General features: G+C 74.5%; 19 protein-coding genes. 11 read left to right on the plus strand and 8 right to left on the minus strand.

What is annotated here, in order from left to right; all coding sequences use genetic code 11:
- Positions 1 to 2: 2 nt before the first annotated feature.
- From ACIP60_RS26670 to ACIP60_RS26680, 3 genes are all read right to left on the minus strand, one after another.
- Positions 3 to 1,370, minus strand: coding sequence for a pyridoxal phosphate-dependent decarboxylase family protein (locus ACIP60_RS26670; RefSeq protein ID WP_400688524.1), 1,368 nt, complete (start codon positions 1,368 to 1,370; stop codon positions 3 to 5).
- Positions 1,371 to 1,506: 136 nt separating this feature from the next.
- On the minus strand, positions 1,507 to 1,983 hold the full coding sequence (locus tag ACIP60_RS26675; RefSeq protein WP_100835865.1) for an Lrp/AsnC family transcriptional regulator: 477 nt from the start codon (positions 1,981 to 1,983) through the stop codon (positions 1,507 to 1,509).
- Positions 1,984 to 2,073: 90 nt separating this feature from the next.
- Complete coding sequence (locus ACIP60_RS26680; protein ID WP_400688526.1) at positions 2,074 to 3,000, minus strand: NADP-dependent oxidoreductase; 927 nt, start codon at positions 2,998 to 3,000, stop codon at positions 2,074 to 2,076.
- A 181-nt stretch (positions 3,001 to 3,181) separates the two neighbouring features.
- Between ACIP60_RS26680 and nadA the strand changes: the two genes are divergently transcribed.
- Positions 3,182 to 4,363, plus strand: a complete 1,182-nt coding sequence (gene nadA / locus ACIP60_RS26685) for a quinolinate synthase NadA (RefSeq protein ID WP_400688528.1) — start codon at positions 3,182 to 3,184, stop codon at positions 4,361 to 4,363.
- 88 nt (positions 4,364 to 4,451) lie between these two features.
- Here the strand turns inward: nadA and ACIP60_RS26690 are convergent, their stop codons facing one another.
- The gene (locus ACIP60_RS26690; RefSeq protein WP_111553086.1) at positions 4,452 to 4,745 is read right to left on the minus strand and encodes a hypothetical protein; all 294 of its coding nucleotides are present in this window, start codon (positions 4,743 to 4,745) and stop codon (positions 4,452 to 4,454) included.
- Between the two features lie 27 nt (positions 4,746 to 4,772).
- Positions 4,773 to 5,546, minus strand: coding sequence for a PspA/IM30 family protein (locus ACIP60_RS26695; protein WP_400688531.1), 774 nt, complete (start codon positions 5,544 to 5,546; stop codon positions 4,773 to 4,775).
- Positions 5,547 to 5,765: 219 nt separating this feature from the next.
- Between ACIP60_RS26695 and ACIP60_RS26700 the strand changes: the two genes are divergently transcribed.
- Both ACIP60_RS26700 and ACIP60_RS26705 read left to right on the plus strand, forming a co-directional pair.
- Positions 5,766 to 6,368, plus strand: coding sequence for a DUF3043 domain-containing protein (locus tag ACIP60_RS26700; protein WP_400688533.1), 603 nt, complete (start codon positions 5,766 to 5,768; stop codon positions 6,366 to 6,368).
- Positions 6,369 to 6,625: 257 nt separating this feature from the next.
- Positions 6,626 to 7,270, plus strand: coding sequence for a methyltransferase domain-containing protein (locus tag ACIP60_RS26705; protein ID WP_233533464.1), 645 nt, complete (start codon positions 6,626 to 6,628; stop codon positions 7,268 to 7,270).
- Between the two features lie 57 nt (positions 7,271 to 7,327).
- Here the strand turns inward: ACIP60_RS26705 and ACIP60_RS26710 are convergent, their stop codons facing one another.
- On the minus strand, positions 7,328 to 7,528 hold the full coding sequence (locus tag ACIP60_RS26710; RefSeq protein ID WP_400688648.1) for a hypothetical protein: 201 nt from the start codon (positions 7,526 to 7,528) through the stop codon (positions 7,328 to 7,330).
- Between the two features lie 92 nt (positions 7,529 to 7,620).
- On the opposite strand from ACIP60_RS26710, the gene cobU reads away from it, so the two are divergent.
- From cobU to ACIP60_RS26745, 7 genes are all read left to right on the plus strand, one after another.
- Positions 7,621 to 8,181: a bifunctional adenosylcobinamide kinase/adenosylcobinamide-phosphate guanylyltransferase gene (cobU, locus tag ACIP60_RS26715; protein WP_400688536.1), complete on the plus strand. Its 561-nt coding sequence runs from the start codon at positions 7,621 to 7,623 to the stop codon at positions 8,179 to 8,181.
- 11 nt (positions 8,182 to 8,192) lie between these two features.
- Positions 8,193 to 9,311, plus strand: a complete 1,119-nt coding sequence (locus ACIP60_RS26720; RefSeq protein ID WP_111553080.1) for a nicotinate-nucleotide--dimethylbenzimidazole phosphoribosyltransferase — start codon at positions 8,193 to 8,195, stop codon at positions 9,309 to 9,311.
- A 442-nt stretch (positions 9,312 to 9,753) separates the two neighbouring features.
- A complete protein-coding gene (locus ACIP60_RS26725) occupies positions 9,754 to 10,482 on the plus strand; it encodes an adenosylcobinamide-GDP ribazoletransferase (RefSeq protein WP_400688538.1) in 729 nt (242 codons plus the stop codon).
- Between the two features lie 223 nt (positions 10,483 to 10,705).
- Positions 10,706 to 12,202 carry a leucyl aminopeptidase gene (locus ACIP60_RS26730; protein WP_100835874.1) on the plus strand — a complete coding sequence of 499 codons (1,497 nt, stop codon included), beginning with the start codon at positions 10,706 to 10,708 and terminating at the stop codon, positions 12,200 to 12,202.
- A 364-nt stretch (positions 12,203 to 12,566) separates the two neighbouring features.
- Complete coding sequence (lpdA, locus tag ACIP60_RS26735; RefSeq protein ID WP_400688540.1) at positions 12,567 to 13,973, plus strand: dihydrolipoyl dehydrogenase; 1,407 nt, start codon at positions 12,567 to 12,569, stop codon at positions 13,971 to 13,973.
- A gap of 57 nt (positions 13,974 to 14,030) precedes the next feature.
- Positions 14,031 to 15,878: a 2-oxoglutarate dehydrogenase, E2 component, dihydrolipoamide succinyltransferase gene (sucB, locus tag ACIP60_RS26740; RefSeq protein ID WP_400688542.1), complete on the plus strand. Its 1,848-nt coding sequence runs from the start codon at positions 14,031 to 14,033 to the stop codon at positions 15,876 to 15,878.
- 145 nt (positions 15,879 to 16,023) lie between these two features.
- On the plus strand, positions 16,024 to 16,539 hold the full coding sequence (locus ACIP60_RS26745; protein ID WP_100835877.1) for a DUF4240 domain-containing protein: 516 nt from the start codon (positions 16,024 to 16,026) through the stop codon (positions 16,537 to 16,539).
- A 108-nt stretch (positions 16,540 to 16,647) separates the two neighbouring features.
- Here ACIP60_RS26745 and ACIP60_RS26750 read toward each other — a convergent pair whose 3' ends face one another.
- Positions 16,648 to 17,502 carry a hypothetical protein gene (locus ACIP60_RS26750; protein WP_400688544.1) on the minus strand — a complete coding sequence of 285 codons (855 nt, stop codon included), beginning with the start codon at positions 17,500 to 17,502 and terminating at the stop codon, positions 16,648 to 16,650.
- A gap of 114 nt (positions 17,503 to 17,616) precedes the next feature.
- Positions 17,617 to 18,120: a GNAT family N-acetyltransferase gene (locus ACIP60_RS26755; RefSeq protein ID WP_400688546.1), complete on the minus strand. Its 504-nt coding sequence runs from the start codon at positions 18,118 to 18,120 to the stop codon at positions 17,617 to 17,619.
- Positions 18,121 to 18,178: 58 nt separating this feature from the next.
- Between ACIP60_RS26755 and ACIP60_RS26760 the strand changes: the two genes are divergently transcribed.
- Positions 18,179 to 19,102 carry a TIGR01777 family oxidoreductase gene (locus ACIP60_RS26760; RefSeq protein ID WP_400688548.1) on the plus strand — a complete coding sequence of 308 codons (924 nt, stop codon included), beginning with the start codon at positions 18,179 to 18,181 and terminating at the stop codon, positions 19,100 to 19,102.
- Positions 19,103 to 19,384 lie beyond the last annotated feature (282 nt).

Here is a 19,384-nt window from a genome sequence, read left to right on the forward strand (position 1 = left end):
GCTCACTCCATCGTGGCGAGGATCTCCTCGACCATCTCCATCGTCGTGCCCGGGTGCAGGAAGGCGAAGCGGGCGACCGTCTCGCCGTCCCAGCCGGTGGGGGTGACGAAGCCGACCTGGTCGGCGAGGAGCTGCCGGGACCAGCGGTAGTAGTCGTCGCGGGTCCAGCCCTTGCGGCGGAAGCAGACGGCGGAGAGCTGGGGGTCGTGGAGCAGTTCGAGGTGCTCGCTGTCGCGGATGAGCCGCGCGGTGTCGCGGGCGAGGCGCAGGCCGGCCTCGATGGCGTCGGTGTAGGCCTGGACGCCGTGGACGGCGAGCGAGAACCAGAGCGGGAGGCCGCGGGCGCGGCGGGTGAGGTGGTAGGCGTAGTCGGTGGGGTTCCACTCGTCGCCCTCGGTGTGCAGGACGTCGAGGTAGGAGGCGTCCTGGGTGTGGACGGCGCGGGCCAGGCGCGGTTCGCGGTAGAGCAGGGCGGCGCAGTCGAACGGGGCGAACAGCCACTTGTGCGGGTCGACGACGAAGCTGTCGGCGTGCTCGATGCCGTTGTAGCGCTCGCGGACGGAGGGGGCGAAGAGGCCGGCGCCGCCGTAGGCGCCGTCGACGTGGAACCAGAGGCCGTGCTCGCGGGCCACCTCGGCGATGCCGGCGAGGTCGTCGACGATGCCCTCGTTGGTGGTGCCGGCGGTGCCGACCACGGCGATGACCGTCTCGGGGTGCGGGTCGGCGGCGAGGGCGGCGCGCAGGGCGGGGCCGGTGAGGCGGCGGTCGACGGCGGGGACGGGGAAGGCTTCGACGCCGATGATGTTGAAGGTGTTCTTGACCGAGGAGTGCACCTGGTCGGCGACGGCGATCCGGAGCCGGGCCTCGGGGCCGACGCCAAGGCGGCGGCGGGCGGTGTCGCGGGCGACGACCAGCGCGGAGAGGTTGCCGGCCGAGCCGCCGGAGACGAAGGTGCCGCCGGCGCTCGCGGGGAGGCCGGCCCGGTCCGCTATCAGGCGCAGCACCTGGTTCTCGGCGGCGATCGCGCCGGCCGCCTCCAGCCAGGAGATGCCCTGGAGGGAGGCGCAGGAGACCACCATGTCGAAGAGCAGCGCGGCCTTGGTGGGGGCGCAGGGGATGAAGGAGAGGTAGCGCGGGCTGTCGGCGGAGATGACGGCGCGGGAGAGCTCGTGGTCGTAGAGCTTGAGCACGTCGGCGGGGTCGTTGCCGTGGTCGTTCAGCAGTCCGGCGAGGGCCCGGCGCAGGTGGGTGCCGTCGCCGGGGTGGTCGAGCGGGACGGGGTCGTACTGCAGGCGTTCGCGCATGTAGTCGAAGACGAGGTCGACCAGCTCGTTGTCCGGCTTGTGCATGCGGTCGGGGGCTGCGTACACGGGTGTCCTCTTCGCTGCGGGCGGTGCTGGGGGCGTGATCAGCGTAGGCAGCGGGGGTGGGCGGGCGCGCGTCGGAACGCGGCCGTCCGGGGCCGGTTTCCTGCGTGTTCGGGCGGGGGCACGCAGGAAAGCTGCGTCAGATGAGCTGGGAGAGGACGACGGAGGAGCGGCTGCGCTGGACGCCGGGTTCCTTGCGGATGCGCTCGATGACGGCTTCCAGGTGGCGGGTGTCGGCGGCGCGCAGGTGGACCAGGGCGTCGGGGTCGCCGGTGACCGTCCAGGCGGCGGCGACCTCGGGGAACTGGCGCAGCGAGGCGAGCAGTTCCTCGGGCGAGGTGCGGGGGCGGCAGTAGACCTCGACGAAGGCCTCGGTGCGCCAGCCGAGCAGGGCGGGGTCGAGGACGACGGTGAAGCCGCGGACCGCCCCGCGCGCCCGCAGCCGGTCGATCCGGCGGCGGACGGCGGTGGCGGAGAGGTTGGTGAGCAGTCCGATCTCGGCGTAGGAGGCGCGGCCGTCGCGGCTGAGGTGTTCGAGCAGCAGGCGGTCGGTGTCGTCGAGGGCCGGCCCGTCCGGCCGGACGGGCCCGAGGTCGGGCGGCCGGTGGGTGCTCATGGCGGGGCTCCACGGTGGTGCGGGTGAGGGTGGTGAGCCGTGGGGGGAACGGCTCTGCGGAGCCCATTGTCGCGGACGGCCGGAACCGGGTCAGTCCACCAGCAGGACGATCTTGCCGCGGGTGCGGCCCTCGGCGTTGAGGGCCTGGGCGGAGGCGGCCTGGGCGAGCGGGAAGGTGGAGGCGACCGGGACGGTGAGCAGGCCCTCCTCGGCGAGCCGGGCGACGGCGGTGAGGTCGTCGTGGTCGGGGCGGGTGAAGACGTAGCGTCCGCCGCGGGCGGTGACGGTGTAGTCGACCGTGGAGGCGATCCGGGCGGGGTCCTCGACCAGCCCGAGGGAGACCTCGACGGCGTCGCCGCCGATCAGGTCGAGTGCGGCGTCGACGCCCTCGGGGGCCAGCGCGCGGACCCGGTCGGCGAGGCCGGGGCCGTACTCGACGGGTTCGACGCCCAGGCCGCGCAGGAAGGTGTGGTTGTGCTCCCCGGCGGTGCCGATGACCCGGGCGCCGAGGGCGGTGGCGACCTGGCAGGCGATCGAGCCGACGCCGCCGGCCGCGGCGTGGATCAGCACGGTCTCGCCGCGGCGCAGTCCGAGCGCCCCGACCAGGGACTGCTGGGCGGTGAGCCCGGCCAGGGGCAGGCCGCCGGCCTCGGCCCAGTCGAGGGCGGCGGGTTTGCGGGCCAGGGTGCGGACGGGGGCGGCGACGAGTTCGGCGTAGGTGCCGCCCTCGACGACGTCCTTGCGGACGTAGCCGATCACCTCGTCGCCGGGGGCGTACTCGGTGACGGCGCCGCCGACGGCCTGGACGGTGCCGGCCAGGTCGAAGCCCATGACCAGCGGGAAGTGGGAGTCGAGGACGCCGTCGAGGTGTCCTTCGCGGATCTTCCAGTCGACGGGGTTGACGCCGACCGCTCGGGTGCGGACGAGTACGGTGTCGGGGCCGACCTTCGGGTCGGGGAGCTCGGTGTACTCGACCACGTCGGGGCCGCCGTAGCGGTTGATCACGATTGCCTTCATGGGTCCAGCCAACCGGAGGGTACGGCGGGTCCTCGCGTCGGAAGCATCCATCCTGGTGAGCGGTTCTCGTCACATCGACAGGACGGCCATCGTCAGGCTGACGAGAACCGGTTATCATAGATAGCGTCAGATAGACGAGAAGGCTGGTGTCAATCCGGCCGCACCTGGAGGGCAGCCGCCCGTGACCACCACCACCGAAACCTACGGCGTGGACCCCACCCCTTCGCCGCTCGCCCTGCTGCTGCTCGGCCGGGAGGCCGACCCGAACAGCGAGCGCGGCGTGGAGTGCCCCGGCGACCTGCCCGCCGCCTCCGACCCCGACCTGGTGGCGCGCGCCCGCGCCGCGAAGGAGAAGCTCGGCGACCGGGTCTTCATCCTGGGCCACCACTACCAGCGCGACGAGGTCATCGAGTTCGCCGACGTCACCGGCGACTCCTTCAAGCTGGCCCGGGACGCGGCGGCCCGCCCGGAGGCCGAGTACATCGTGTTCTGCGGCGTGCACTTCATGGCCGAGTCCGCGGACATCCTCACCTCCGACCGCCAGCGGGTCGTCCTGCCGGACCTCGCGGCCGGCTGCTCGATGGCCGACATGGCCACCGCCGAGCAGGTCGCCGAGTGCTGGGACGTGCTGACCGAGGCGGGCGTCGCGGACGTCACCGTGCCGGTGTCGTACATGAACTCCTCGGCCGACATCAAGGCGTTCACCGGCAAGCACGGCGGCACCATCTGCACCTCCTCCAACGCGGAGCGGGCCCTGGAGTGGGCCTTCGAGCAGGGGGAGAAGGTGCTGTTCCTGCCGGACCAGCACCTGGGCCGCAACACCGCGGTGCTGCAGATGGGCCTCTCGCTGGACGACTGCGTGCTCTACAACCCGCACAAGCCCGACGGCGGCCTGACCGCCGAGCAGCTGCGGAACGCGAAGATGATCCTGTGGCGCGGCCACTGCTCGGTGCACGGCCGGTTCAGCGTGGAGTCGGTGGACGAGGTCCGCGCGCGCATCCCCGGCGTGACCGTGCTGGTGCACCCGGAGTGCCGGCACGAGGTGGTCACCGCCGCCGACATGGTGGGCTCGACCGAGTACATCATCAAGGCGCTGGACGCCGCCGAGCCCGGCTCGAAGTGGGCGATCGGCACCGAGCTGAACCTGGTCCGCCGGCTCGCCAAGGCGCACCCGGACAAGGAGGTCGTCTTCCTCGACCGCACCGTGTGCTTCTGCTCGACCATGAACCGGATCGACCTGCCGCACCTGGTCTGGGCGCTGGAGTCGCTGGTCGAGGGCCGGGTGCCGAACGTGATCACGGTGGACGCCGAGACCGAGAAGCACGCCAAGGCCGCGCTGGACCGGATGCTGGCCCTGCCGTAACGATTCGCCCCCGTCCGCGGGCCCGGACGGAGAGAGGGCGGGCACCCCTTCCGGGGTGCCCGCCCTCTCGTCACGTGTGGCGCCCGAACTACTCCGGGAGGCCGGGGATCAGGCCGTCGCCCTCGTCCCGCAGCAGCTCGCGGACCTGCTCCAGGGACGCCTCGGCGTCCGGCAGGATCAGGTCCGACGGCTCCAGCGACTCCGGCGCGAGCGGCGTGCCGACCTCCCGGACGGCCGCGAGCAGGCTGCCCAGCGCCGCCCTGAAGGCCGCCTCGTCGCCCGCCTCGACGGCCTGGAGCAGCTCGTCGTCCAGCCGGTTCAGCCGGTTCAGGTCGCCCTCGGCGACCTCGAACTGCCCCTCACCCAAGACCCGCATGATCATGCTGGTGCGTCTCCCCTGCTACCGGGCTCACTTGTTGTAGTTGATGGTGGGCGGCGGGGTGTCGTTCTTCCCCTGCTCGATCGCCTGCGGCTGGGCGGCGGGGGTGCCGCCGGTCAGCTCGGCCTTCATCCGGGCCAGCTCCAGCTCGACGTCGTTGCCGCCGGCCACCCGCTCCAGCTCGGCCTCGATGTCGTCCTTGCGGCCGAGGCCGCTGGCGTCGTCGAGCGCGCCGGAGGCCAGCAGCTCGTCGATCGCGCCCGCCCGGGCCTGCATCTGCGCGGTCTTGTCCTCCGCGCGCTGGATCGCCAGGCCGACGTCGCCCATCTCCTCGGAGATGCCGGAGAAGGACTCGGCGATCCGGGTCTGCGCCTGGGCGGCGGTGTAGGTGGCCTTGATGGTCTCCTTCTTGGTGCGGAAGGCGTCCACCTTGGCCTGGAGGCGCTGGGAGGCCAGGGTGAGCTTCTCCTCCTCCCCCTGCAGGGCCTGGTACTGCGTCTCCAGGTCGGTGATCTGGGACTGCAGGTTGGCCTTGCGGCTGAGCGCCTCGCGGGCCAGGTCCTCGCGGCCGAGGGACAGCGCCTTGCGGCCCTGGTCCTCGTACTTGGAGGACTGCTGCTGGAGCTGGGTCAGCTGGAGCTCCAGGCGCTTGCGGGAGGTGGCCACGTCGGCGACGCCCCTGCGCACCTTCTGCAGCAGTTCCAGCTGCTTCTGGTAGGAGTAGTCGAGCGTTTCGCGCGGGTCCTCCGCCCGGTCCAAGGCCTTGTTCGCCTTGGAGCGGAAGATCAGCCCCATACGCTTCATGATTCCGTCGCTCATGGGCCTCGATAGCCCCCTTCTTCGGGCCTGGGTTTGCGTCTCGTGACAGGTCGAGTGTATGCGCGGCACGGTCCCCGGCGCAGTGCACCAGCCTGCAACAATGCTGCTACGGCGGAGGCCCGTTCGGCATCGTCCTCAGGATCGATATCGGTTCGCGTCCGGGGGCGCGCCGGAAAGCGGCCGGTCAACCCGTACGCTGGGAGTGTGTTTCGACGCCGCTCTGATGAATCCGCCGCCTCCTCCTCCACCGTCACCCTGACGAAGGAGGACGAGAGGACGTCCCGCGACCCGCAGGCCCCCAAGGGTCGGCCCACGCCCAAGCGCAGTGAGGCCGAGGCCAACCGGAAGACCCGGGTCACCGTTCCCAAGGACCGCAAGGAGGCCGCCAAGCAGGCCCGCGAGCGGATGCGCGCGGAGCGCGAGAAGCAGCGCACCGCGCTGCTGGAGGGCGACGAGCGCGCCCTGCCGCCGCGCGACAAGGGGCCGGTGCGGCGCTACGTCCGCGACTTCATCGACTCCCGCTGGGCCGCGGCCGAGTTCTTCCTGCCGTACGCGGTGGTGGTGCTGGTGCTCAGCATCACCCGGGTCAACTACCTGCAGCTGCTCTCCACGCTGCTGTTCCTGGTCTTCTTCGTGGTGGTCATCCTGGACTTCGTCCGGATCGGCCTCCAGCTGCGCAAGGGCCTGGCCCAGCGCTTCCCGAACGAGGACACCCGCGGCGCCGTGATGTACGGCCTGATGCGCACCCTGCAGATGCGCCGGCTGCGGCTGCCCAAGCCGATGGTCAAGCGGGGCGAGCGGCCCTGACCGCGGAAGCCGTCCCGCCGTACTGGGCCCCGCCCGCGCAGCCGCCGGTCGGGGCCTTCGGTGCACCTGGCATCCCGGCGCAGCACGGGTACGGGGCGCCGCAGGGGCGGCACGGGCGGCTGCCGGCCCGCGGCGGGCCGTACCACAGCGGGGCCGGCGAGTGGCTGGAGCGGCACGGCGGGCTGCACAACCTGGTCCGGCAGGAGCTGGTCACCCGCCAGCTCGCCGAGCAGCTCACCCGGGGCGTCGCGCTGCGGGTGCTGGACGTGGGCTGCGCCGAGGGCACCCAGGCGCTGCGGCTGGCCCGGGCCGGGCACTTCGTCACCGGCATAGACCCCGACCCGGCCACCCTGGGCCTGGCGCACCAGGCGCTGGCGGCCGAGCCGCCGGAGGTCCGCGAGCGCGTCCAGCTGCTCACCGGCGACGGCCACCAGGTCGGGCGCTGGTTCGGGCCGCGCAGCTTCGACCTGGTGCTCTGCCACGGCACCCTGATGTACCTGCCGGACCCGGACCCGATGCTGGCCTCGGTGGCCCGCATCCTGGCCCCCGGCGGCCTGCTCTCGCTGCTGGTCCGCAACGGCGACGCGCTGGCCATGCGGCCCGGGCTGACCGGCGACTGGCGGGCCTGCCAGGAGTCCTTCGACTCCACCCGGTACACCAACCGCCTGGGCCTGCCCGCCCGGGCCGACCGGCTGGCCGAGCTCTCCGGCACGCTGTCCGGCTTCGCCGTCCCGGTCCGGCACTGGTACGGGGTGCGGGTGTTCACCGACACCGTGCCGGACGAGGCCGCCCCGGTCGACGGCCGGCAGCTGGGCCAGCTGCTGGACGCCGAGGAGCGGGCCGGCAAGCAGGACCCGTACCGGCGCGTCGCCGCGCTGCTGCACGTCGTCGCCGAGAAGTGACCGGGGAGGTCGCCCGGGCGGCGGCCGGGGGCCGCCGACAGAGCAACTGACGGGGCGTCAGCCCTCGTGCAGGCTCATCGGGTAGACGTCCTGCCCGTCCTCGACCAGGACCACCCGGTCCACCCCGTCCTCCAGCAGCGTCTTCCACTCCTCGCCGACCCAGGACTCGGCGTCGCCCTGGCTGGAGAACTCCTCGGCCCCGTTCGCCGGCTCCACCACGGTGCCGTCGTTCTTCTCGTACCGCCAGGTCCACACCATGCCGGGCTCCTCCGCGAGTCGTGCCACTGGGGTTGTGACGGTAGCGTGCCCACCCCGCGAGGGGGCGAAGCTCCGTCCGGCAGGATGATCGCATGGCACTCCCCCGCACCCTGCTCCTCGGCGGCGCCCGCTCCGGCAAGTCCACCCATGCCGAGCGACTGCTCGCCGACCGCTCCGACGTGCTGTACGTGGCCACCTCCGGGCACCGGGACGGCGACGCCGACTGGGCCCGGCGGGTCGACCTGCACCGGGCCCGGCGGCCGGCCTCCTGGCGGACCGCCGAGACCTGCGCGCTGGAGGCGGTGCTCGCGGACCGGGACGACCCGGCGCCGGTGCTGATCGACTGCCTGGCGCTCTGGCTGACCGCCGTCATGGACGAGCACCGGGCCTGGGAGGACGGGGTGTGGCTGGACGGGGGGCAGCGGGCCGTGGAGGAGCGCTGCGCGGCACTGGCGGCGGCCTGGGCCGAAAGCGGGCGGGAGGTGGTCGCGGTCTCCAACGAGGTGGGGATGGGCGTGGTGCCCGCCACCGCGTCCGGACGGCGCTTCCGGGACACCCTCGGCCGGCTCAACATGGCGGTGGCCGACGCCTCCGAACAGGTGCTGCTGGTGGTCGCCGGACAGGTGCTGACCATCAAAGCGGTGTCCGTGTAGATTGCCGAGCGATGGACACCACCGTGGATCTCGACACTTTCTCCTCGCTCGTCGAGCGGCCCGACGAGGGTGCGCGGCGCGGCGCCGAGGAGCGCTGGCAGCACCTGGCCATGCCGCGCGGCGGCCTGGGCCGGCTCCAGGAGCTGGGGGCCTGGCTGGCGTCCGCCCAGGGCGAGGCCCCGGTCCGCCCGCTGACCGGCGCCCGGGTGCTGCTGTTCGCCGCCGACCACGGCGTCGCCTCGCTCGGCGTCTCCACCCTGGACGCCCGCGGCGGCACCGCCGACCGGGTCCGCGCCGTGCTGGACGGCACCGCGCCGGTCGCCGTGCTCGCCCGCCGCTACGGGGCGGACGTCCGGGTGGTCGACATCGCCGTGGACGCCGACCCCGCCGAGTTCCCCGAGGAGGTCGTCCGCCACCGGGTGCGCCGCGGCTCCGGCCGGGTCGACGTCGAGGACGCGCTGAGCGCGGAGGAGGCCGCCCGGGCCTTCCGGGCCGGCATGGCCGTTGCCGACGAGGAGGCCGACGCCGGCACCGACCTGGTGCTGCTCGGCGACCTGGGCGTCGGCTCCACCACGGTGGCCGCGGTGCTGATCGGCGCGCTGTGCGGCACCGACGCCGCCGCCGTCACCGGCCGCGGCTCGGGCGTCGACGACCGGACCTGGATGGTCAAGTGCGCCACCGTCCGCGACGCGCTGCGCCGGGCCCGCCCGGTGCTCGGCGACCAGCTCGCGCTGCTCGCCGCGACCGGCGGCGCCGACTTCGCCGCGATCACCGGCTTCCTGCTCCAGGCCGCCGTCCGCAAGCTCCCCGTCGTGCTGGACGGGGTGGTCTCGGCGGCCTGCGCGCTGGTCGCCCAGCGGATCGCCTTCCGGGCCCCCGAGTGGTGGCGCGCCTCCGCGCTCACCGGCGAGCCCGCCCAGGCCAAGGCGTACGACCGGCTGACGCTGACGCCGCTGCACGAGGCGGGCGTCACCATGGGCGAGGGCGTCTCGGCGGTGCTGGCCCTCCCGCTGCTCCAGGCCGCGGGCGACACCCTCGCCGAGCCGGCCGCCGTCCCGAGCGCGAAGCCGCTCCCGCCGCGGGCCCCGGCCAAGCTGCCGACGGCCGCGGACCTGCTGGACCGCTACTGAGACTCCGTCAGGGCACGGGATGAACGGCGAGCACGGGCAACCGGGGGCGGGTCGGCCGGAGGCGGGTCGGCCGGAGGCGGGACAGTCGACGGGTCGGCCGGAGACCGGGCAGGCGGAGGGCGGGCAGGCGGCGGAGCTGTCGACGGAGGGCCTCGCGTCGCGGTCTTCCGGACCCGCGCGGTTCCCCGCGCCCCTGACGGGGCGGACGGCGGACGGCGAACGGACCGGGGCGGAGGCCGGGCAGGCAGAGGCGGGGCAGCCCGCGGCGGGGCAGGCGGAGGCCGGGCGGGCGGCGGAGCTGTCGGCGGAGGGCCTCGCGTCGCGGTCTTCCGGACCCGCGCGGTTGCCCGCGCCCCCGGCGGGGCGGGGGGCGGACGGCGAACGGGCCGGGGCGGGGGCTCAGCGGGCGGCCGGGGGTTCCGGGGCCGGGGTCGGTGCCGGGTTGCGGTTCGCGTTCGGGACGTTGACGGTGTTCCGGGTGCGGGTGGACCGGTGGGACCGGTCGGCGGGCGGGGCGGCGATGGTGCTGGCGCCGCTGGTCGGGCTGGTGGTGGGCGCGCTGGCCGGGGGCGTCGGCGCGCTGGTGGCCTGGCGGGGCGGGGCGGTGCTGGGCGGGGTGGCGGCGGTCGCGGTGGGCGCGCTGCTGACCCGGGGGCTGCACCTGGACGGGGTGGCGGACGTCGCGGACGGGCTGGGCAGCGGCAAGCCCGCCGAGGACGCGTTGCGGATCATGAAGCAGTCGGACATCGGGCCGTTCGGCGTGCTGACGCTGCTGCTGCTGATGCTGGCCCAGGTCGCGGCGCTGGCCGGGCAGTTCGGGGTCTCGCCCGGGCGCGGGGCGCTGGCCGCGGCGGTGGCCGCGACGGCGGGGCGGGCGGCGCTGGCCTGGGGGTGCCTGCGTCCGGTTCCGGCTGCCCGGCCGGGCGGGCTGGGGGCGATGGTGGCGGCCACCGTGCGGCCGGCGGCGGCGGTGGCGGTGACGCTGCTGGTGGCCGGGGCGGCGGCGGTGCTGCGCTGGCAGCTGGGGGTCGCGGTGCTGCTCGGCGTACTCGCGGCGGGGGCCGTGCTGCGGCGGTGCGTGCGCCGGTTCGGCGGGGTGACCGGGGACGTGCTGGGCGCGCTGGTGGAGACCGCGGCGACGGCGGTGCTGGTGGCGGTCGCGCTGCTGTGAGCGGGTCTCGGTCCGGCCCCCGCACACGAACTCACGCACCGTCACGGACCGCGGCGGTTCGTGCACGGGGCAGGCGGGGCGGCGGGATCCCAATATGCGGACTACCATGCGGTGAGCACCCTGGCCCTGCGCCCCGTTTCGCCGCGGAGTCTGCCTGGGTTTTGCCGGTCGGCAACGGAGCCGCCACCGGCTGTGGACCGCGAAAGAACAGGACGCATTTGTCGTGACTGCACTGTCTGTGAGCACCTCTTCCGCCGTGAGCCTGCGGGCGGACGCCCTGGTGGTCGGTGTGGCGAAGGGGCCCAAGGGCCTGGTCGTCGCCCCGGGCGCCGAGGCGGTCGTCGAGGCGTTCGAGGGCAAGCTGGCCGAGGTCCTCACCACCCTGGGCGCCACCGGTGCCGAGGGTGAGGCGGTCAAGCTTCCCGCTCCGGCCGGGGCCAAGGCGCCGCTGGTGCTGGCCGTGGGCCTGGGCCCGGCCGCCGACGGCGCGTACGGCGCCGAGGAGCTGCGCAGGGCGGCCGGCGTGGCCGCCCGCACGCTGGCCGGTTCGAAGAAGGTCGCGCTGGCCCTGCCGGCGGCGACGGCCGACGAGTTCGAGGCGGTCGCGCTGGGCGGCCTGCTCGGCGCGTACTCCTTCGGCAGCTACAAGGGCGAGGTGGCCAAGGCCCCGGTCGCCGAGCTGGTGCTGCTGGCGGACCGCAAGGGCTCGAAGGACGCCAAGGCCGCCGCGGAGCGCGCCGCGGCGATCGGCGAGGAGATGAACCGGGCCCGCGACCTGGTGAACACCGCCCCGAACGACCTGAACCCGAAGTCCTTCGCCACCCTGGCGCAGACGGTGGGCAAGGAGCACGGCCTCAAGGTCGAGGTGCTGGACGAGAAGGCGCTGGCCAAGGGCGGCTTCGGCGGCATCCTGGGCGTGGGCGCCGGTTCGGCGAACCCGCCCCGGCTGGTGAAGGTGGCCTACACCCACCCGAAGGCGACGGCCTCGCTGGCCTTCATCGGCAAGGGCATCACCTACGACTCGGGCGGCATCTCGCTGAAGCCGGCCGGCCACAACGAGACCATGAAGTGCGACATGGCGGGCGCCGCCGCGGTGTTCGCCGCCGTGGTCGCCGCCAAGCGCCTGGGCCTGCGGGTCAACGTGACGGCGTGGCTGGCGCTGGCGGAGAACATGCCGTCCGGCTCGGCCACCCGCCCGGGCGACGTGCTGCGGATGTACGGCGGCAAGACCGTCGAGGTGCTGAACACCGACGCCGAGGGCCGGCTGGTGCTGGCCGACGCGATCGTCCGGGCCGGCGAGGAGCAGCCGGACGTGATCGTCGACGTGGCGACCCTGACCGGCGCGATGGTGCTGGCCCTGGGCACCCGCACCTTCGGCGTGATGGCCAACGACGAGGCGCTGCGCACCCGTCTGCACGAGACCGCGGGCGCGGTGGGCGAGGCGTCCTGGCCGATGCCGCTGCCGGCCGACCTGCGCAAGGGCATGGTCGAGTCGACCGTCGCGGACCTGGCGAACATGGGCGAGCGGATGGGCGGCGGCCTGGTGGCCGGCCTGTTCCTGCAGGAGTTCGTCGCCGAGGGCGTCGACTGGGCGCACCTGGACATCGCCGGCCCGGCGTTCAACGAGGGCGGCCCGCACGGCTACACCCCGAAGGGCGGCACCGCGAGCGCGGTGCGCACCCTGGTCCGCTTCGCGGAGGACACCGCCGCGGGCGAGTGATCCGACGCGTGGGGCCCGGCACCGGTGGGTGCCGGGCCCCACGCGCATTACCAGCCGGTAGTGGGGCGGGCCAATTCGATGGCGTGTTCGCCTCCGGCGAAAATTGATTCCGCAGGGCGGAACCGGAACCGCGAAGACCCCCGGACGGAGTACCTCCGCTTGCCGATTTCCCGGCTGTGAGCTGCGACGATACCTCCGAGAACGGGTCGTACCGCCGCCACGCGAGCCGCCCCGGGTGCGCCCCGGGGCACCCGCCGACGTCACCTGCCGCCAACAAGTGCAAAGATGTATTTCCGGCACGACTGGGCGCTCTTACAAGGGCACTCACCCACCGGACCGCGACCGGCCCGGCGATCCGCACCTTTTGCATGGAGGACGTGACGTGGCGAACGACGCCAGCACCGTTTTCGACGTAGTCATTCTCGGAGGCGGAAGCGGCGGTTACGCCGCGGCGCTCCGTGGCGCTCAGCTCGGCCTGAGCGTCGCGCTGATCGAGAAGGGCGAGCTGGGCGGCACCTGCCTCCACCGCGGCTGCATCCCGACCAAGGCGCTGCTGCACGCCGCCGAGGTCGCCGACGAGACCAGGGAAGCCGCCGAGTTCGGCGTCCTCGCCACCTTCCAGGGCATCGACATCAACGGCGTCCACAAGTACAAGGACGACGTCGTCGCCGGCCTGTACAAGGGCCTCCAGGGCCTGGTCGCCTCCCGCAAGGTCACCTTCATCCAGGGCGAGGGCAAGCTCTCCTCGCAGACCTCGGTGGACGTCGACGGCCAGCGGATCGAGGGCCGCCACATCGTCCTCGCCACCGGCTCCGTGCCGCGCTCGATCCCGGGCCTGGACATCGACGGCAACCGGATCATCTCCTCCGACCACGCGCTGAAGCTGGACTACATCCCGAAGTCGGCGATCATCCTCGGCGGCGGCGTCATCGGCTGCGAGTTCGCCTCGGTCTGGAAGTCCTTCGGCGTCGACGTCACCATCGTCGAGGGCCTGCCCCACCTGGTGCCGCTGGAGGACGAGAACTCCTCCAAGCTGCTGGAGCGCGCCTTCCGCAAGCGCGGCATCAAGTTCGAGCTCAAGTCCCGCTTCTCCGGCGTGGAGTACACCGCCGACGGCGTCCGGGTCTCGACCGAGAACGGCAAGTCCATCGAGGCCGACGTGCTGCTGGTCGCGATCGGCCGCGGCCCGGTCTCGGCCGACCTGGGCTACGAGGAGCAGGGCGTCGCGATGGACCGCGGCTACGTCCTGGTCGACGAGTACCTGCGCACCAACGTGCCGACCATCTCCGCCGTCGGCGACCTGGTCCCGACCCTGCAGCTGGCCCACGTCGGCTTCGCCGAGGGCATCCTGGTCGCCGAGCGGATCGCCGGCCTCAAGGTCGTCCCGATCGACTACGACGGCATCCCGCGGGTGACCTACTCCAACCCGGAGGTCGCCTCCGTCGGCCTGACCGAGGCCAAGGCCGTCGAGCAGTACGGCAAGGAGAAGGTCGTCACCCTCAAGTACAACCTCGCCGGCAACGGCAAGAGCAAGATCCTCAAGACCGCCGGCGAGATCAAGCTGGTCCAGGTCAAGGACGGCGCCGTCGTGGGTGTCCACATGGTCGGCGCCCGCATGGGCGAGCAGGTCGGCGAGGCCCAGCTGATCTACAACTGGGAGGCCCTGCCCGCCGAGGTCGCGCAGCTCATCCACGCGCACCCGAGCCAGTCCGAGGCCCTCGGCGAGGCCCACCTTGCGCTGGCCGGCAAGCCGCTGCACGCGCACGACTGATCGCGCCCCGTCCCCCTTCATTCCTGTACGCAAGACTTGATAGGAGTCGCTGGAACCATGGCGGTCTCAGTAACACTGCCCGCGCTGGGCGAGAGCGTGACCGAAGGCACCGTCACCCGTTGGCTCAAGGCCGAGGGTGAGCGCGTGGAGATCGACGAGCCGCTGCTCGAGGTCTCCACCGACAAGGTCGACACCGAGATCCCGGCGCCGGCCTCCGGCATCCTGGCCTCGATCAAGGTCGGCGAGGACGAGACCGTCGAGGTGGGCGCCGAGCTGGCGATCATCGACGACGGCTCCGGCGCCCCGGCCGCCGCCCCGGCGCCCGCCGCCGAGGCCGCTCCGGCTCCGGCTCCGGCTCCGGCCGCCGAGGCTCCGGCCGCTCCGGCCGCCCCCGCCGCGGAGGCCCCCGCGGCCCCCGCCCCGGCCGCCGAGGCCCCGGCCGCCGCCGCGCCGTCCGGCGACGCCACCCCGGTCCTGCTGCCCGCGCTGGGCGAGTCGGTCACCGAGGGCACCGTCACCCGCTGGCTGAAGGCCGAGGGCGACAGCGTCGAGGTCGACGAGCCGCTGCTGGAGGTCTCCACCGACAAGGTCGACACCGAGATCCCCTCCCCCGTGGCGGGCACCCTGGTGAAGATCCTGGTCGGCGAGGACGAGACCGCCGAGGTCGGCGCCCAGCTCGCGCTGATCGGCGCCGCGGGCGCGGCCCCCGCCGCCCCGGCCCCGGCTGCTCCGGCCGCCCCGGCCCCGGCTCCGGCTGCCCCCGCCGCTCCGGCCGCCCCGGCTCCGGCCCCGGCTGCCCCGGCCCCCGCTGCCGCCGCTCCGGCCCCGGTCGCCACTCCGGCTGCGGCCGCCCCCGCTGCCCCCGCCGCTCCGGCCCCGGCGCCGGCTGCCCCCGCCGCTCCGGCGCCGGCTGCTCCGGCTCCGGTGGCCGCTCCGGCCGCTCCGGCCGCCCCCGCCGCCGCTCCGGCCGCGGACGCCGGTGACGCCTACGTCACCCCGCTGGTGCGCAAGCTCGCCGCCGAGCACGGTGTCGCGCTCTCCTCCGTCGCCGGCACCGGCGTCGGCGGGCGCATCCGCAAGCAGGACGTGATCGCCGCCGCCGAGGCCGCCAAGGCCGCGCCGGCTCCGGCCGCCGCCCCCGCCGCTGCCGCCGCCCCGGCGAAGGCCGCCGCCGCGCCGTCCGCGCTGCGCGGCCAGACCGTCAAGCTGACCCGCATGCGCAAGGTCATCGGCGACAACATGCTGAAGGCCCTGCACGAGCAGGCCCAGCTGACCAGCGTGGTCGAGGTGGACGTCACCCGGATCATGTCGCTGCGCGCGAAGGCGAAGGACACCTTCCTGGCCCGCGAGGGCGTGAAGCTGTCCCCGATGCCGTTCTTCGTGAAGGCCGCCGCCCAGGCGCTGAAGGCCCATGCGGTCATCAACGCCCGGATCAACGAGGCCGAGGGCACCGTCACCTACTTCGACACCGAGAACATCGGCATCGCGGTGGACTCCGAGAAGGGTCTGATGACCCCGGTCATCAAGGGTGCGGGCGACCTCAACATCGCCGGCATCTCGAAGAAGACCGCGGAGCTGGCCTCGAAGGTCCGCGACAGCAAGATCACCCCGGACGAGCTGTCCGGCGCGACCTTCACCATCTCCAACACCGGTTCGCGCGGTGCGCTGTTCGACACCGTCATCGTCCCGCCGAACCAGGTCGCGATCCTGGGCATCGGCGCGACCGTGAAGCGCCCGGTGGTCATCGAGGCCGACGGCGGCACCGCCATCGGCATCCGCGACATGACCTACCTGTCGCTCTCCTACGACCACCGCCTGGTGGACGGCGCGGACGCCGCCCGCTACCTGGTCGCGGTCAAGGAGATCCTGGAGGCCGGCGAGTTCGAGGTCGAGCTCGGCCTGTAAGGCGCCCCGCCCAGGAGCCCTTCCCGGGAGCCCCGCACCGTCCCCGGACGGCGCGGGGCTCCCGCGCGTTCCGGCCCGGTCGGCGGCCGGGCCGGCGGTCCGATCGGGTGCGCGCGGGGCGGCGATCGTGGAGGCTGGAGCGGTGATGGACGAGACGGGATTCTGGCAACTGGTCGACGAGGCCCGGGAAGCGGCCGCGGGCGACCCGGACGAACAGGCCGAGGTGCTGGTCGAGCGGCTGCTGCGGCTCACCCCGGACGAGGTGCTGGACTTCGCCCGGCAGTTCGAGGCGCGCTTCCAGCGGGCGTACACGGTGGAGCTGTGGGGCGCCGCGTACCTGATGCTCGACGGGGCCTCCGAGGACGGCTTCGACTACTTCCGCTGCTGGCTGATCGGCCAGGGCCGGGACGTCTTCGAGGGCGCCGTGCACGAGCCGGACGCGCTGGCCGAGCTGGTGCCGGACTTCGACGAGGCGGAGGACGGCGACGCGGAGGACCTCGGCTACGCCGCCGACGAGGCGTACGAGCGGCTGACCGGGCTGCCGCTGCCGGACCTGGGGGTGCGCCAGCCGCCGGGCCCCGAGGGCGTGTCCTTCGACTTCGCGGACGGGGCGGTGATGGCCGCCCGCTACCCGCGGCTGTGGGAGCTGTACGGGGACTGAGCGCCGCGCGGGGCGGGCCGGGCGGGCCTTTCGGGTGGCGGCCGTCCGGGTGCCGTCCGGGTGCCGTGCGGGGCCCGGCGGGGTGGTGCGCCGCGGGCGGGGCGGGGGTCAGGCGGGGGTGATGCCCTGGAGGATGCCGTCCAGGGCGGACGGGTCCGGGGCCTCGGGGTCGTCGTCCACGCCGCCGTGCAGGATGACGTAGCCGGGGCCGTCCCGGTCGGGGACGGCCGCCACCACCGCGTAGCCGGCCGCGCCCCGTTCGGGTTCGACGTACCAGCGGATCGCCCAGGCCGGGCTGCCCGCGATCTCCAGGGTGCCGGCGGGCTCCTCCCGGTGGGAGCGGAGGTCGCCGAAGGCGGCGGGGGCGAAGGCGGCCATCTCCTGTTCGGCGGCGGAGCGGGCGTCGGCGGCGGTGGCGCTGTCGACGGCGATCCCGAACTGGCCGCGCAGGCAGGGTGACCCGTCGGACCGGTCGCAGGCGTACCGGCCGGAGACCTCCAGCACGGTGGCGTCCGCGGTGGCCGGTTCGGCGGTCCAGCCGTCGGGCCGCGGGACGCGCCAGCCGTGCGCCCGGTCGGCGATGCCCGGGGCGGGGCCGGGGCCGGCCGTGCCGTCGTCGCTGTCGGGGTCCGGGGCGGGGGCGGGCGGCTCGGAGACCGCGACGGTGAGGGTCGTCGCGAGGGCGGGGCGGACCGGGTCGCCCGGCCGCAGGGCCCAGAGCCCGGCGGCGACCACGCCCGCCAGCAGCACGGCGGCGACCGCTCCGCCGGCGGGCGGTCCGGCCCGGCGGGGGCGGTGCGGGGGCTGCGGCCGGTGTGCGGGGGTGATCTCCCAGGACCGGGTGACTGCGTCGTTGAGCAGCCCGGCCGGACGGTACGGGTCCGTCCAGGCCGCGCCGTTCCACCAGCGTTCCGGCCCGGTGCCGGGGACGGGGTGCCGGCCGGGCGGCGTCGGGGTGCTCACGGCGGTTACCGTACCGCTCCGGCCGCCGCGCCCGGGAGGCGAGGGGCGGTCCCGGACCAGGCTCCCCGGAAGGCGTGCTGACGGGCCGTCGGCGGCCCGGTGGGCTGCTGACGGTCAGTCCAGGGCGCGGCCCATCCAGACGTCGTCCGCGTAGCCGCCCTCCAGCAGGAAGTGTTCGGGCAGGACGCCGAGGACCTGGAAGCCGTTGCGCTCGTAGAGCCGGCGGGCCGGGGTGTTGTGGGCGAGCACCCGCAGTGTCATCCGGCGGGCCCCGTCGGCGCGGGCCGCTTCGCAGGCGGCGGCGAGGAGGGCGTCGCCGACCCGGCGGCCGCGGGCCTCGGGCAGGACGCCGAGGCCCTGGATCTGGCGGACGTGCGCGTTCGACGGGAGCGGGATCTCCCGCACCTGGCGGACGTAGCCGACCACCCGGCCGTCCAGTTCGGCCAGCAGGTACTGGCCGGGGTGGTGGTCCTGGTCGAAGACCGGGGCGTCGGCGGAGCTGCGCGGGGAGACCTCGCTGAGCGGGGACCAGACGGCGTGGTCGACGGCGCGGATCGCGCGCTCGTCCTCGTCACGCGCCGGACGGATGATCACATCGGTGGAGGGCATGGCGGACATGGTAGACGCCGCTCCGGTCCGGGGTTTCTGACCGGATGCGCCCGGGCGGGCTGCGAGGATGGCCGCTATGCGAATCGCGGTGACAGGCTCCACGGGGTTGATCGGGTCCGCGCTGGTGGACTCCCTGCTGACGGACGGGCACGAGGTGCTGCGGCTGGTGCGGCGGCGCTCGCGCACCGGGCCGCAGCCGGACGGGACGGTCGGGGTCGGCTGGAACCCCCAGCTGATGCAGATCGACCGGCCCGCGCTGGAGGGCGTCGAGGCCGTGGTGCACCTGGCCGGGGCGGGCGTCGGCGACCGGCGCTGGACGGACTCCTACCGGCGGGAGATCCGGGACAGCCGGGTGCTGGGCACCGAGACGCTGGCCGCCGCGCTGTCCCGGCTGAAGGAGCCGCCGCGGGTGCTGGTCAGCGCCTCCGCGATCGGCTACTACGGGCAGACCGGCGACCAGGTGATCGACGAGGGCTCGCCGTCCGGCAGCGACTTCCTGGCCGAGGTCTGCCAGGAGTGGGAGCGCGCCGCGCGGCCCGCCGCGGACGCCGGGATCCGGGTGGTGCACCCGCGCACCGGGCTGGTGCTCGACCCGAAGGGCGGCGCCGGGGCGCGGCTGCTGCCGCTGTTCCGGCTGGCGCTGGGCGGGCGGCTGGGCAGCGGCGAGCAGTACTGGTCGCTGATCTCGCTGGCCGACGAGGTGGCCGCGCTGCGCTTCCTGATCGACCACCAGGAGCTGTCCGGGCCGGTCAACCTGGTCGGGCCCGATCCCGTCACCAACGGTGAGCTGACCGCCGAGCTGTCCCGGCAGCTGGGGCGTCCGGCGGTGTTCGCGGTGCCGGAGTGGGCGCTGCGCGCCGTGCTCGGGGAGATGGCCGTCGAGGTGGTGGGCAGTCACCGGGTGGTGCCGAAGGCGCTGCTGGAGGCGGGGTTCGAGTTCCGCGACCCCGACGCGGGGGCGGTCGTCGCGGCGGCGCTCGGGCTGCGGTAGGGGGCGCGCCGGGGCGGCGGGGAACGGCGGGGGGCGTCGGGCGCGCGCCGGGGGCGCGGGCGGACGGCGGGGGCGCGGCCGGACGGCGGGGGCGCGGCCGGACGGCGGGGTGCCGTCCGCGGGTGACGGGGCGTCAGCGGGGGGCGCACGGGTGCAGCCGGGCGGCGCGCAAGGTGCGGGCGGTGACGGTGCGCGCCCGCTCCCGTCCCGCGCGCCCGGTTTGGTGCACGGTGGGTGACCGGTCGGACTCGGTGCGTGCCCGTTCCGGTGTGATGAACCGAT

Source organism: Kitasatospora sp. NPDC088783 (assembly GCF_044750705.1).
GTDB lineage: Bacteria > Actinomycetota > Actinomycetes > Streptomycetales > Streptomycetaceae > Kitasatospora > Kitasatospora fiedleri.

Coding starts and splice junctions, on each gene's coding strand:
- ACIP60_RS26675 (WP_100835865.1), bottom strand. CDS start 1,983: ATGAGCACCCACCGGCCGCCCGACCTCGGGCCCGTCCGGCCGGACGGG.
- ACIP60_RS26680 (WP_400688526.1), bottom strand. CDS start 3,000: ATGAAGGCAATCGTGATCAACCGCTACGGCGGCCCCGACGTGGTCGAG.
- ACIP60_RS26690 (WP_111553086.1), bottom strand. CDS start 4,745: ATGATCATGCGGGTCTTGGGTGAGGGGCAGTTCGAGGTCGCCGAGGGC.
- ACIP60_RS26695 (WP_400688531.1), bottom strand. CDS start 5,546: ATGAAGCGTATGGGGCTGATCTTCCGCTCCAAGGCGAACAAGGCCTTG.
- ACIP60_RS26710 (WP_400688648.1), bottom strand. CDS start 7,528: ATGGTGTGGACCTGGCGGTACGAGAAGAACGACGGCACCGTGGTGGAG.
- cobU (WP_400688536.1), top strand. CDS start 7,621: ATGGCACTCCCCCGCACCCTGCTCCTCGGCGGCGCCCGCTCCGGCAAG.
- ACIP60_RS26720 (WP_111553080.1), top strand. CDS start 8,193: ATGGACACCACCGTGGATCTCGACACTTTCTCCTCGCTCGTCGAGCGG.
- sucB (WP_400688542.1), top strand. CDS start 14,031: ATGGCGGTCTCAGTAACACTGCCCGCGCTGGGCGAGAGCGTGACCGAA.
- ACIP60_RS26745 (WP_100835877.1), top strand. CDS start 16,024: ATGGACGAGACGGGATTCTGGCAACTGGTCGACGAGGCCCGGGAAGCG.
- ACIP60_RS26755 (WP_400688546.1), bottom strand. CDS start 18,120: ATGTCCGCCATGCCCTCCACCGATGTGATCATCCGTCCGGCGCGTGAC.
- ACIP60_RS26760 (WP_400688548.1), top strand. CDS start 18,179: ATGGCCGCTATGCGAATCGCGGTGACAGGCTCCACGGGGTTGATCGGG.